This window comes from Caballeronia humi, from assembly GCF_001544475.1.
Taxonomy (GTDB): domain Bacteria; phylum Pseudomonadota; class Gammaproteobacteria; order Burkholderiales; family Burkholderiaceae; genus Caballeronia; species Caballeronia humi.
Genome location: NZ_FCNW02000001.1, coordinates 223,267 through 235,786, shown reverse-complemented (window position 1 = coordinate 235,786; position 12,520 = coordinate 223,267). Strand labels below are relative to the sequence as shown.

Here is a 12,520-nt window from a genome sequence, read left to right as displayed (position 1 = left end):
TGTGACAAGTTTGGATTGAGCGGATGCTTCCCTACAGGCAAACCAGGAGCAGACCCAAAGGCGCCTTTGTATCCCGCCAATCGGAATGGTCCGAGCGCCGCCCGTATAATAAGCGCCCCATGAATCTATTCCGCGCCCTCTTGACGGTCAGCGGCTTCACGCTGCTGTCGCGCGTGACCGGCCTGGTCCGCGAAACGCTGATTGCCCGAGCCTTCGGCGCCAGCCAATACACCGACGCATTCTACGTCGCCTTCCGAATTCCGAATCTGCTGCGGCGGTTGTCGGCCGAAGGCGCGTTCGCGCAAGCCTTCGTCCCGATCCTCGCCGAGTTCAAGAACAGCGAAGGCCACGATCCGACCAAGGCCCTCGTCGACGCGATGTCGACCGTGCTTGCCTGGGGCCTCGCCGTGCTGTCGATGGCGGGCGTGGCGGGGGCGTCGTGGGTCGTGTTCGCGGTCGCGTCCGGCCTGAAGCACGACGGACAGGCCTACGTCCTCGCGGTATCGATGACGCGGATCATGTTTCCGTACATCATTTTCATCTCGCTGACGACGCTCGCGTCCGGCGTGCTCAATACGTACAAGCAGTTTTCGCTGCCGGCATTTGCGCCGGTACTGCTGAACGTGGCGTTCATCGCGGCGGCCGTGTTCGTCGCGCCGCACCTGAAAGTGCCGGTGTTCGCGCTGGCGTACGCGGTGATCGTCGGCGGGTTGCTGCAGTTTCTCGTGCAGCTGCCGGGGTTGAAGAAAATCGACATGATCCCGCGCATCGGGCTGAATTTCTTTCGCGCGCTGCGGCATCCGGGCGTGAAGCGCGTGCTCGCGAAGATGGTGCCGGCGACGTTCGCCGTCTCGGTCGGGCAATTGAGCCTCATCATCAATACGAATATCGCGTCGCAGATCGGGCAGGGTGCCGTCTCGTGGATCAACTACGCCGACCGCCTGATGGAATTCCCGACCGCGCTCCTCGGTGCGGCGCTCGGTACGATTTTGCTGCCGAGCCTCTCGAAAGCGCACGTCGATGCCAATCCCGTCGAGTACTCGGCGCTCCTCGACTGGGGCCTGCGCATCACCTTCCTGCTGGCCGCGCCGAGCGCCGTCGCGCTGTTTTTCTTCGCCCAGCCGCTTACCGCGACGCTATTCCACTACGGCAAATTCGATGCGAATTCCGTCGTGATGGTGTCGCGTGCGCTTTCGGCGTATGGCATCGGGCTGGTCGGCTTGATCCTGATCAAGATTCTCGCGCCCGGCTTCTACGCGAAGCAGGACATCAAGACGCCGGTGAAGATCGCGATTGGCGTGCTGATCATGACGCAGGTCAGCAATTACATCTTCGTGCCGATCTTCTCGCACGCAGGCCTGACGCTGTCGATCGGGCTCGGCGCGCTCGCCAACGCGATGCTGCTTTTCATCGGCTTGCGAAAGCGCGGGATCTACCAGCCGTCCGCCGGATGGACGCGCTTTTTCGCGCAGTTGCTGGGCGCGTGTCTCGTGCTCGCGGGCGTGATGCGTTGGGTGTCCGCGAATTTCGACTGGATCGGCATGCGCGCCGCGCCGCTTGAACGAATTGCGCTGCTCGGAGCGAGCCTCGTCCTGTTTGCCGCGCTATATTTCGGTATGCTCTCCGCGATGGGCTTCAAATACGCGTATTTCCGAAGGCGAACGCTTTGATGACGACAACGCGCATCCTCGACTATTTCAGCTCGCTCGTGGCGGAAGACGAGAGTTTTCCGCTCACTGAATCGGCTTTGTCGCTCGCGCAGGACGCCTATCCCGATCTCGACATGCAGGGCGTGCTGGCCGAGGTCGATGAACTCGTCGTGCGCGTGCGCCGCCGCATGCCCGACGACGCCGACATCAAGCAGAAAGTCGGCGTGCTCAATCGCTATTTTTTCCGCGAGCTCGGCTTCACGAGCAACCTCAACGACTATTACGATCCCGACAACAGTCACATCAACATCGTGCTGAAGCGCCGACGCGGAATTCCGATTTCGCTGGCGGTCGTGTATCTGGAGATGGCGGAGCAACTCGGAATTCCGGTACGCGGCGTGTCGTTTCCGGGACATTTCCTGCTGCGCGTGACGACGCCCGACGGCGACGTGATGCTCGATCCGACCACCGGCCACTCGCTGTCCGAATCGCAGATGGTGGAGATGCTGGAGCCGTACGTGCAGCGCGTCGGCGAATCGCTCGGGAGCGCGCTGCGCATGCTGCTGCAGCCGGCGACGCGGCGGGAAATCGTCGCGCGGATGCTGCGCAACCTGAAGAGCGTCTATTTGCAGACGGAACGCTGGCAGCGGCTGCTGGCGGTGCAGCAGCGGCTCGTCATCTTGCTGCCGGAGAGTATCGAAGAAGTGCGCGATCGTGGTTTTGCGTATGCGCGGCTCGATTACCTGCGGCCGGCGCTGGAGGATTTGCAGCGATATCTCGACGATCGACCCGACGCGGAAGACGCGACGGTCGTCGAAACCGAACTGCACGAGTTGCGGCAGCGAACCCAGCACAACGGCGATTGAACAACGGCGGCCTCGTAAAAAAGCCGCCGTTTTTTCTTTAAGCGTCTCGGAAACGCGTTACTTCGGCTGCATCCGGATCGCGCCATCGAGACGAATCACTTCGCCGTTGAGCATCGGGTTATCGAAGATCTGCTTGACGAGCATCGCGAACTCCGCCGGCTTCCCGAGGCGCGGCGGAAACGGCACCATCGCGCCGAGCGCGTCCTGCACGTCCTGCGGCATGCCGAGCAGCATCGGCGTCTCGAAGATGCCGGGCGCGATCGTCATCACGCGGATCGCGTTGCGTGAGAGGTCGCGCGCGATCGGCAGCGTCATGCCCGCGACGCCGCTCTTCGATGCCGCATAGGCCGCCTGGCCGACCTGCCCGTCGAACGCCGCGACCGATGCCGTGCTTACGATCACGCCGCGTTCGCCGATCGCGTTCGGCTCGTTCTTCGACATTGCCGTCGCCGCGAGCCGGATCATGTTGAACGTGCCGATGAGGTTGACCGCGACGGTCTTCGCGAACAGGTCAAGCGGGTGCGGGCCGTCGCGCCCGACCGTTTTCGATGCCGGCGCGACCCCCGCGCAGTTTACGAGTCCGCGCAGCGTGCCGAGTTGCGTTGCGGCTTCGACGGCGCGCTGGCCGTCGCCTTCCTGGCTCACGTCGCATTTGACGAAGACGCCGCCGAGTTCCTTCGCGAGCGCCTCGCCTGCCGCTTCGTTCATGTCGGCGAGGACGGCCTTGCCGCCGTGTTCGGTCACGAGCCGCGCGGTCGCCGCGCCGAGTCCCGACGCGCCGCCGGTGATCAGAAAAACGTTGCCTTGAATCTCCATGTCTCACTCCTTGTGTCTGTGTTTTTTAGCCGGTCGATTGTAGCCGCTGCGCCGTTAACGAAAAAACCCGCTCACGGGTGAGCGGGTTTCGAGAAGGCAGCGAGCGCGTTTACTTCAACGCTTCGAACACGCGCGCGCGGATATCGTCGACGGTGCCGAGGCCCGAAATCTTGCGATACGCCGGCGCCTTCAGCCCGCTCGCGTCGCCGTGTTGCGCCCACGTGTTGTAGTACTCGATGAGCGGCTTCGTCTGCGCGACGTACACGTCGAGCCGCTTCTTCACGGTCTCTTCCTTGTCGTCGTCGCGCTGGATCAGCGGTTCGCCGGTAATGTCGTCGAGCATGTCGCTCTTCGGCGGATTGAACTTGACGTGATACGTGCGACCCGATGCCGCATGCACGCGACGGCCGCTCATTCGCAGGATGATTTCGTCGAACGGAACATCGATTTCGAGCACGTAGTCGATCGCGACGCCCGCGTCCTTCATCGCTTCGGCTTGCGGCAGCGTGCGCGGGAAACCGTCGAACAGATAGCCGTTCGCGCAGTCCGGCTGCTGCAGGCGTTCCTTCACGAGATTGATGATGAGCGTGTCCGGAACGAGTTCGCCGGCGTCCATGAAGCGCTTTGCTTCGACGCCGAGCGGCGAGCCGGCCTTGACGGCGGCGCGCAGCATGTCGCCCGTCGAGATCTGCGGAATGCCGAACTTTTCCTTGATGAAATTTGCCTGGGTGCCCTTGCCCGCGCCGGGCGCGCCCAACAGGATCAACCGCATGGTGATATCTCCGAATCGATTTGAAACCTGCGCCGCGAGGCTTAAGTAGCATCCGGCGATGCACGCTCGTGCGGCGTCGGGAACATGGGCGCAGCCGGTCGGAGAGACGGCGCGGCACCAGTCGACAGCGGCGCAAAGTTGAGCGTGGCGCTGACCGGATGGCTCGCGCTAATCGCTTGATTATGCCACGGCTCGTCATAATCGCGGCCGCTAAAAAACGGCTGTGATGCCCGTTATCCGGGCGAGAGCGGGGGTTTACACGAGTTGCGTGAAGGCGCGGAATTGCGCGTTTGAAGCACTCTTTTGCGCTCACCGCAAAGCGCTCGCTGGCTCAGTTTCCGCTGCTGAAAAGCGCCTGGACGCGCGCGAGATCGGCGGGGGTGTCGACGCCCGGCGGCGGCGCGTCGTTCGTGACGAGCACCGCGATGCGCTCGCCATGCCACATCGCGCGCAGTTGTTCGAGCGCTTCGGCTTCCTCGATCGGCGCCTGCGCGAGCGTTGGGTAGACGCGCAGGAATTTTGCCCGATACGCATAGAGGCCGATGTGGCGCAGCACGTTCGGCGGCACGGCGGGCAGCGTCGAGAGCGCGCCGACATCGGGCCAGTGCGGCTGCCACGCATCGCGCGACCACGGAATCGGCGCGCGCGAGAAGTAGAGCGCGACGCTTTGTGCATCGAGCACGACCTTCACGACGTTCGGACTGAAGACGTCGGCGGGATCGTGGATCGGGTGCGCCGCGGTTGCGATCGCGCACGACGGATGCGACGCGAGATGCGTCGCGACATCGCGCACGAGTTGCGGATCGATGAGCGGCTCGTCGCCCTGAACGTTGACGACGATGGTGTCGTCGCTCCAGCCGAAATGCGTCGCGACTTCGGCGAGGCGGTCGGTGCCGGTGGGGTGGTCTGCCCGCGTCAACAGCACTTCGACGCCGTGCTCGTTCGCCACGTCCACGACGCGCGGTGAATCGGTCGCGATCAGAACCTGCTGCGCGCCCGAGAGCCGCGCGCGCTCGGCCACGCGCACGACCATCGGCTTGCCGCCGATGTCGGCGAGCGGCTTGTTCGGCAGGCGCGTGGACGCAAGGCGCGCCGGAATGACGGCAACGAAGGACGGGGCGGCGGTCATCGCGGATAAATCTCAGTTGCCGCCGGCGGGCTTGATCGGCTCGACGGGCGTGCCTTCGACGGTCTGCCGCGCTTCCTCGGCGAGCATCACGGGGATGCCGTCGCGGATCGGGTACGCGAGCTTGTCCGCGCTGCAGATGAGCTCCTGCGCCGCGCGATCGTAAGTGAGCGGGCCCTTGCAGATCGGGCAGACGAGGATTTCAAGCAGGCGTGCGTCCACGGAGTTTCTCCACAACTAGAGCGATGAGGCGGGGCTTCAGCACGGCTTCGACCGGAACGACCCAGATCCGTGCGTCACGCCAGGCCCCGAATTTTACTGCATCCTTCTCGGTGATCAGGATCGAATCGGCGTCGATTCCGGCGAACGGATTGTCCTGATACGAGTAGTGATCGGGGAACGCGCGCGTCGCCGGCGTGATGCCCGCCGCACGCAGCGTCGCGAAGAAACGCTCGGGCGATCCGATGCCCGCCGCGGCCACGACGCGCTCGCCCGCGAACTGCGCGAGCGGCCGGCGCATGGTGGGATCGTCGAGGAGCCAGGCGTCGCCGGACTGGAGGTCGAGCGGGAATGTGTTCGGCCACGGCGGCAGCGTGCGCTCGTAAGGGCTGTTGATGAGCGTGGCATCGCGGTGGCGCGACATCGGCTCGCGCAACGGACCCGCCGGCAGCAGGAAGTTGTTGCCGCCGAGACGGTCGTCGAAGACGACAAGCTCGAACGCGCGCGCGAGGCGGTAGTGCTGAAGGCCGTCGTCGCTCACGATCACGTCGACCGACGGGTTCGCTTTCAGCAGCGCTTGAGCAGCGGCCACGCGGTCGGGGCACACGAACACCGGCGCGTGCGTGCGGCGCGCGATGAGGAGTGGCTCGTCGCCGACCTTGGCGGGCGAGCTCGTCGGCGTGACGCTCGTCGCCTGCTCGACTTTCGCGCCGTAGCCGCGCGACACCACGCCGGGCTGGAACCCCGCCGCCCGCAACGCCTCGACGAGCGCGATCACGGTCGGCGTCTTGCCGGTCCCGCCGACCGTCACGTTGCCGACGATCACGACCGGCACGCCCACGTCCACCCGCTTGATCCAGCCGAGTTCGAAGAGCGCGCGGCGCGTCGCCGCGACGGCGCCGAAGATGAATGCGAACGGCGTGAGCGCCCACGCGACCCAGCCGCGCGTGCGCCATTCGCGCGCGAAGAAGTTTTCGATCGGCGGCTTGAAGTCAGACATGGACCGACTTTTCGCCAGAAGCGAGGACGAAGCACGACGGGTTCTGCATCGGCGGGGGATCTCCTGAAGCGGTGGTCATGAACCCGGCACTCTAGCGCGCGAGCGTCACGGGCGCCAGTCGCCGACACGGCGCGCATGCCGTCCACAGCCTGTGGATAACTCTGTGAAGAACTTGCTGACGAAACGGCCAGAAACCGCATCGGAAAAGCGTTCTTTCGGCGTTGCGAACGATTCCATAAAATTTGTCATTCAAAATCAATTACTTGAAACCATCGCAAGGGCTTCCGAACGCGCTCCGCCGCGCCTTTCGGTAAGTCCTTCTGTGTGGACACTTGCTACATTTCGCCCAACTTTTGGCGGCGCTTGGCCGAATGGCGTATCGTCCGTCCGGTCTGTTCAAATCCACGTTCCCATGAATTCCGATCCCTTGTCCCAGCAAGCCGGCGATGCCGTCATCCCCGTTTCCGCGCTCAATCGCGCGATCGGTTCCGTGCTCGAACGGTCGTTTCCGCTCGTGTGGGTGTCGGGTGAAGTCTCGAATTTCACGCGCGCCGCGAGCGGCCACTGGTACTTTTCGATCAAGGACGCGCAGGCGCAGATGCGCTGCGTCATGTTCCGCGGCCGTGCGCAATATGCCGAATTCACGCCGCGCGAAGGCGACAAGATCGAAGTCCGCGCGCTGGTCACGATGTACGAGCCGCGCGGCGAATTGCAACTGAACGTCGAGGCCGTGCGCCGCACGGGGCAAGGGCGGCTCTTCGAAGCGTTCCTGCGTCTGAAGGCGCAACTCGAAAGCGAAGGGCTCTTCGCCGCCGAGAGGAAGCGCGCGCTGCCCGCGCATCCGCGTGCGATTGGCATCGTCACGTCGCTGCAGGCCGCCGCATTCCGCGACGTGCTGACCACGCTGTGCCGACGCGCGCCGCATATTCCGGTCATCGTCTATCCCGCGCCGGTGCAGGGCGCGGGCGTGAGCGCGAAGCTCGCCGCGATGGTCGAGGCGGCGAGCGCGCGGCGCGAAGTCGATGTGCTGATCGTGTGCCGGGGCGGCGGCTCGATCGAGGATCTCTGGGCGTTCAACGAAGAAGTGCTCGCGCGCGCGATCGCGGAGAGCGCGGTGCCGGTGGTGAGCGGCGTCGGCCACGAAACCGATTTCACGATCGCCGATTTCGCCGCCGACGTCCGTGCGCCGACGCCAACGGCCGCCGCCGAACTCGTGAGTCCGCAACGCGTGATGCTGCTGCGCGATCTGGATCACCGTCACGCGACGCTCGCGCGCGGCTTCGGCCGCATGATGGAGCGTCGCGCGCAGCAACTCGACTGGCTCGCGCGCCGGCTCGTGAGCCCGGCCGAGCGGCTCCAGAGGCAGCGCACGCATCTGCGGCAACTCGCGACGCGGCTCGCGTCCGCAGGCGCGCGTCCGGTGCGCGATGCGCGCGGACGCTTCGCGCTCGTGCAGTTGCGCTGGCAGCGCTGGCGCCCCGATCTCAACGCCGAGCGTGAGCATCTGATGCGCGTGGCGCAGCGCTTGCAGGCATCGCAGGCGAGGCGGCACGAGCGCGCGTCGGCGCGTGTTTCGGAACTGGCGGCGCGCTTGCAGGTGCTGAGTCCGCGGCGCACACTGGAACGCGGCTACGCGGCGTTGATCGATGCGCAAACCGGCCGCGCGGTGCGCACGCCGGGCGCGCTGAGGCCGAAGCGGCCGCTGACGGTGCATCTAGCGGAGGGCACGGCGGACGTGCTGCTCGCCGACGTCCAGCCGCGTCTCACCGACGAGTTTTGAATCACGCATAAGCGCGTAAAAAGCACGAAAGGCGCGTATTTTTGACGCCTGAAAATCGAGGCAGCCGAGCATTTTTTACGCCGCGCGAAAGGTCCTGAAAGCGATCCTGCTCATAAAGGGCATGCGGTTTGCGGGGTTATCCCAACTCGCCTACAATCCATTGCTCCACTGCCTCACTCCTCAGATCCCCACAATCCACATAGAAGGAAGTACGCAAAATGGAACATACGCTCCCGCCGCTCCCGTTCGACAAGAACGCGCTGGCTCCGCACATGTCGGAAGAAACGCTCGAGTACCACTATGGCAAGCATCACCAGACCTATGTGACGAACCTGAACAAGCTGATTCCGGGCACCGAGTTCGAGAACCTGTCGCTCGAAGAGATCGTCAAGAAAGCGTCGGGCGGCGTGTTCAACAACGCGGCTCAGATCTGGAATCACACGTTTTTCTGGAACAGCCTCTCGCCGAACGGCGGCGGTGCTCCGTCGGGTGCACTCGGCGATGCGATCAACGCCAAGTGGGGCTCGTACGACAAGTTCAAGGAAGAGTTTGCGAAGGTCGCGATCGGCACGTTCGGCTCGGGCTGGGCATGGCTCGTGAAGAAGGCTGATGGCGCGCTCGACATCGTGTCGACGAGCAACGCCGCGACGCCGCTCACGACGGATTCGAAGGCGCTCCTGACGATCGACGTGTGGGAACATGCTTACTACATCGACTATCGCAATGCGCGTCCGAAGTTCGTGGATGCTTACTGGAATATCGTAAACTGGGAATTTGCCGGGACGAATTTCGGGGCTTAAGCGCTCGGGTATCTGCCGGAAGTACGAAAGCCCTCCGCGTGAGGGCTTTTTGGTTTTTAGGCGCTGACGTTGTGTCTGCGATAACGCCCTACAACCCCACCCCCCGCAAAAACGTCAGCGACGGCGCGAAGAAATACTCCCCGCCCTTCATCGTCACGAACTGCTCGAAGCTGATCTTCTGAGCAACCGCCCCCGGTGTGTGCCCATCGAGCCACGTATGCTCATGCACCGCCGCATCCGCCGATTGCCCCACGATCGGATCGATCCCCGCTGAAGGCAGCGTCTTCGCCGGATTGATATTCGCGACGAACGACGCATTGTTCGCCCACGACTTCTGCGTGAACTCGAACTGGCCTTCGATACTCGCCATATACGCCATGAACAACAGCCCGACGTCCTTTTCTGGCTCGTGCCCGGCATCGGCGAATTCGCTCAAATCCGCGTTGTGCGGCCGCAGCGCGCCGTACGTGATGCCGCGTCGCGCCATGATCGGGCGGCGGCCCGGCTCGGGATCGGTGCCGCCGATGATGCGTTCGATGTCCCCGCGCGGATTCACCTTGCGGATATGCGCATGGAACGGACATTTCGACGCGTCCGCATCGGCGGAATAGTCGAAGTTGTTCGGCGGCGCGAGGCCCGCCTCGCGGTCCGACAGGACGAGCGGCGTCCCGTCTTCGAATCGGCCGACGACCATCGCGCCCGCGCGGTCGAGCTTCGCCTGCTCTTGGTCGGTGAGCGCGTCGCGTTCGGCCGTGATCCCGAAGAGCTTGCGCCCGAGCGACTCTTCCGCCGCATTGAAGCCGCGCACGTTCTGCTCCAGCTTGCGGAACACGAAATAGCTGCCCGCCGAGAGCGGACTGCCGCCGTTCGGATCGGCGACCAGAAATTGCGACGGCTTGAAGCGGAAGTCCCAGCCTCCCGGCGAAACCGCTTCCTCGTCGATGTCTTCCTGCAGGAAAAGCGGCTGGCTGCGGCCATCGACGTAACCGAAATGCTCGACGCCTTCCGCTACGCCCGGCCGGAAGTTGCGCGTCTGCTGCAAGCCGCGCTCGACGGCGAGCACCGTCACGCCGGTGAGCGTGAGCCAAGCCTTGACTGCGTCGGCATCGGCATCGACGGATTGCGGGTCCGCGTTCGCTACCAGGAACATCGCGTCGGGCGGCGTGTACGACCAGCCGTGCGCATCCCATTTGGCGCGGTCGGGATCGCCGAGATCGGCGCCGCGCGCGGCCATGCCCGCGCGGAACGCCTCGCCGGGCGGAATCTCGACGTTCGGACCGAGCGCCTTGTAGCCGCTCGCGCTCAGGAAGAGGCAGCGGACCGGGCCGCCGTCGAGGAACGGTGGCAGGCGCTTGTTGCCGCGCAGTTGTTCGTGGGCGCTCGTGCAGGCCATCCCGAGCGCGCGGACGAGTTCGGCAACCTGGTCGGGCGCGAGTCCCTGGAAGCTCATGAAGACGTGCGCGCTGTGATGCCGGCCGTGGCCCTTGAGGATGTTCGCCTGCAGATCGTCGAGGAAGGTTCTCGTGTCGGCGTCGAGTGCGGCGTGGTTCCAGCGAACGGGTGAGCCAAGGAGGGTATCGAGAGATGACATATTTTTGCGACTCCAGATCGGGCGGGTTGGACAGGACCGTGCTTTGTGGTCTTGCCGCGAGCGAATCGCGCGCTGTGAATGACGTCGACACGCGGGCAGTGTGACGCGGCCGGCTATCGATGAAGCCGCCGCGAACTCAGCCAAGCGTAAGAGGAATCGATCGCAGCACGTTATGACGATCGTGCTGATCTGTAGGAGGATTGTGCTGCGGAGGGAATTTGGAACGTGCTCGGCGAGGGGCGGAGCCGAGAGGGTCAAGTGGAAAAATTCAGCGCATGAACATTGACGCCGCCGCGACTACAGGAGGCTACGTTCACGCTGACGGCGGAAAATCTGCCGGTCGCGAACTTCAAGAGCGGGAAGGCGCAAGCGGACGCAAACCGAAGGGCGCGCCCCAAAATCACCGCCGCCGAATCGCCGCATCCCAGTTGATATCGACGCACAGCACCTGCAACCCGCGCGGCGTCTCTGCGGCGATCGACGCCGTCACGCAAAGATGCGCCTCGTTGATCGACAGATACGGCGCCGTCAAATGCACGCGTCCCGGCGCGCGCAGCGCCTCGATGAAGTACGGCCGACGCTCCCAGCTCGCGCCTTCCGAATGCAGCAGCGGACTAAAGCGCTTCGCGCGCTGCGAGGTCCGCACGATCGGCACGACGTTGTCGCCGATCTGCCGCCCCGCGTGATCCAGCAAAAAGCAGCGCGCTGTATCGAGCAATTGCAGCAGGTCGCGCGTCGCCGCTTCGAGCGATTCGCCTTCGATCAGCCGCGACGCCGCGTTCTCCAGCCCGCTGACATAAGGCGCGAGCCGCGCCGCCTGTGCACGCTCGCGCGCCGCGACCCGTTCGCGCGACGCCGCCGACAGCGCATCCATCACGTGCGCGGCGGCCTGCGGCTTGACGGCATCCACGCTCGGTCCCGCGAAATACGCGCCCTGCACGAAATCGACGTTGCATTCGAGCGCGATCAGCGCGTCGCGCTCGGTCGTGAGACCGCCCATCAGCACGAGCTGCCCCGATTCGTGCAGCAGCGACACGAGCCCCGGCAGCACACGCTCGATATGCTTGTGCTCGCTTGCCTGCTGCAGGATGCAGCGGTCGAGCGTCACGATATCCGGCCGCAGATGCCACACGCGGTCAATGTTCGAATGCTTGACGCCGAAGCCGTCGAGCGAGATCAAAAAGCCCGACTTGCGCAGCGAATCGATGATTTCGGCGAAGCGCGTCGTTTCGCCGCCCGCCTGCTCGGGCACTTCGAGCACCACGCGCTGCGGCGGCAATCCCAGTTCCTTGAGCGCGGCGAGGAGCGCGTCGCCGTAGCTCGTGTCCATCAACGCGGCGGGGTGCAGGCTCAGGAAGAGCCACTCGTCGTTGCTGTCGAACGCGAAGAAGTTGCCCAGATGCAGCGATTCCGCGAGCCGCCCGAGTTCCAGCAAGTCGCCGCGGCGCGCTGCCTGCGTGAACACCTCGGGCGACGGTACGTGGCGGCCGGTGTCGTCGCGGGCGCGCAGGGACGCGTGATAGCCGATCGCACGCCGGTGCGACACCGAGAACACCGGCTGGAACACGCTGAACACGGTGTATTCGCCGTACAGGACGGTGCGCCGCGAGCCATCGTCGCCGGCGATCGGGCGCGGCGGCTGGAAGCGGGGAGGGTCGAGTTCAACCATGCTCATGGTGTCGGGGCGTTGGCGGATTGACGTAGCTCTTGAGTTTACAGGATAGGCGCCCGAACGTCCGAGCAAGATCCATGCGCGTTTTCAGCATTTTCAAGACGTTGGCTCATATTCGTGTGTTCATTGGCTCGCGCGTGCAAGGCAGTGCTTCGCGGCCCGCGAAGCGCGCCGCCAAGCGGTGCCGCACGCACCGTTCGAGTGCGCGACGCACGACCGGACGGCGGAA

Annotated in this window: 11 protein-coding genes; 4 read left to right on the top strand and 7 right to left on the bottom strand. The window is 64.7% G+C overall.

Features of this window, described 5'->3' with window-relative positions; translation table 11 throughout:
* Positions 1-119: 119 nt before the first annotated feature.
* On the top strand, positions 120-1,670 hold the full coding sequence (gene murJ / locus AWB65_RS01115; RefSeq protein WP_087665381.1) for a murein biosynthesis integral membrane protein MurJ: 1,551 nt from the start codon (positions 120-122) through the stop codon (positions 1,668-1,670).
* On the top strand, positions 1,670-2,515 hold the full coding sequence (locus AWB65_RS01110) for a SirB1 family protein (protein ID WP_087658111.1): 846 nt from the start codon (positions 1,670-1,672) through the stop codon (positions 2,513-2,515). The genes murJ and AWB65_RS01110 overlap by 1 nt, the downstream gene beginning before the upstream one ends.
* Before the next feature lie 57 nt (positions 2,516-2,572).
* On the opposite strand, the gene AWB65_RS01105 is transcribed toward AWB65_RS01110, so the two are convergent.
* The 5 genes from AWB65_RS01105 to lpxK all read right to left on the bottom strand — a co-directional run bounded on the left by AWB65_RS01105 (position 2,573) and on the right by lpxK (position 6,448).
* Entirely contained in the window at positions 2,573-3,331 is a 759-nt protein-coding gene (locus tag AWB65_RS01105; RefSeq protein WP_087665380.1) for a 3-hydroxyacyl-CoA dehydrogenase, read from the bottom strand.
* Positions 3,332-3,440: 109 nt separating this feature from the next.
* Positions 3,441-4,103, bottom strand: a complete 663-nt coding sequence (gene adk / locus AWB65_RS01100; RefSeq protein WP_087665379.1) for an adenylate kinase — start codon at positions 4,101-4,103, stop codon at positions 3,441-3,443.
* A gap of 331 nt (positions 4,104-4,434) precedes the next feature.
* A complete protein-coding gene (gene kdsB, locus AWB65_RS01095; RefSeq protein ID WP_087665378.1) occupies positions 4,435-5,232 on the bottom strand; it encodes a 3-deoxy-manno-octulosonate cytidylyltransferase in 798 nt (265 codons plus the stop codon).
* Positions 5,233-5,244: 12 nt separating this feature from the next.
* Complete coding sequence (locus AWB65_RS01090) at positions 5,245-5,451, bottom strand: Trm112 family protein (protein ID WP_087665377.1); 207 nt, start codon at positions 5,449-5,451, stop codon at positions 5,245-5,247.
* Positions 5,432-6,448 carry a tetraacyldisaccharide 4'-kinase gene (lpxK, locus tag AWB65_RS01085; RefSeq protein ID WP_087665376.1) on the bottom strand — a complete coding sequence of 339 codons (1,017 nt, stop codon included), beginning with the start codon at positions 6,446-6,448 and terminating at the stop codon, positions 5,432-5,434. Before lpxK ends, AWB65_RS01090 begins: the two co-directional genes overlap by 20 nt.
* Positions 6,449-6,860: 412 nt before the next feature.
* Between lpxK and xseA the strand changes: the two genes are divergently transcribed.
* Both xseA and sodB read left to right on the top strand, forming a co-directional pair.
* Positions 6,861-8,228 (top strand): exodeoxyribonuclease VII large subunit, encoded by a 1,368-nt coding sequence (gene xseA, locus AWB65_RS01080; protein ID WP_087665375.1) that lies wholly within the window; start codon positions 6,861-6,863, stop codon positions 8,226-8,228.
* Positions 8,229-8,446: 218 nt separating this feature from the next.
* A complete protein-coding gene (sodB, locus tag AWB65_RS01075) occupies positions 8,447-9,028 on the top strand; it encodes a superoxide dismutase [Fe] (protein WP_087665374.1) in 582 nt (193 codons plus the stop codon).
* Between the two features lie 88 nt (positions 9,029-9,116).
* Here the strand turns inward: sodB and AWB65_RS01070 are convergent, their stop codons facing one another.
* Both AWB65_RS01070 and AWB65_RS01065 read right to left on the bottom strand, forming a co-directional pair.
* Positions 9,117-10,619 (bottom strand): Dyp-type peroxidase, encoded by a 1,503-nt coding sequence (locus AWB65_RS01070; RefSeq protein WP_125474057.1) that lies wholly within the window; start codon positions 10,617-10,619, stop codon positions 9,117-9,119.
* 400 nt (positions 10,620-11,019) lie between these two features.
* The gene (locus tag AWB65_RS01065; RefSeq protein WP_087665373.1) at positions 11,020-12,294 is read right to left on the bottom strand and encodes an EAL domain-containing protein; all 1,275 of its coding nucleotides are present in this window, start codon (positions 12,292-12,294) and stop codon (positions 11,020-11,022) included.
* Positions 12,295-12,520: the final 226 nt, after the last annotated feature.

Bases quoted from the DNA above. Each gene is read 5' to 3' on its own strand.
- AWB65_RS01105 (WP_087665380.1), bottom strand. From the start codon at position 3,331: ATGGAGATTCAAGGCAACGTTTTTCTGATCACCGGCGGCGCGTCGGGA.
- xseA (WP_087665375.1), top strand. From the start codon at position 6,861: ATGAATTCCGATCCCTTGTCCCAGCAAGCCGGCGATGCCGTCATCCCC.
- lpxK (WP_087665376.1), bottom strand. From the start codon at position 6,448: ATGTCTGACTTCAAGCCGCCGATCGAAAACTTCTTCGCGCGCGAATGG.
- AWB65_RS01065 (WP_087665373.1), bottom strand. From the start codon at position 12,294: ATGAGCATGGTTGAACTCGACCCTCCCCGCTTCCAGCCGCCGCGCCCG.
- AWB65_RS01070 (WP_125474057.1), bottom strand. From the start codon at position 10,619: ATGTCATCTCTCGATACCCTCCTTGGCTCACCCGTTCGCTGGAACCAC.
- kdsB (WP_087665378.1), bottom strand. From the start codon at position 5,232: ATGACCGCCGCCCCGTCCTTCGTTGCCGTCATTCCGGCGCGCCTTGCG.
- adk (WP_087665379.1), bottom strand. From the start codon at position 4,103: ATGCGGTTGATCCTGTTGGGCGCGCCCGGCGCGGGCAAGGGCACCCAG.
- AWB65_RS01110 (WP_087658111.1), top strand. From the start codon at position 1,670: ATGACGACAACGCGCATCCTCGACTATTTCAGCTCGCTCGTGGCGGAA.
- sodB (WP_087665374.1), top strand. From the start codon at position 8,447: ATGGAACATACGCTCCCGCCGCTCCCGTTCGACAAGAACGCGCTGGCT.
- murJ (WP_087665381.1), top strand. From the start codon at position 120: ATGAATCTATTCCGCGCCCTCTTGACGGTCAGCGGCTTCACGCTGCTG.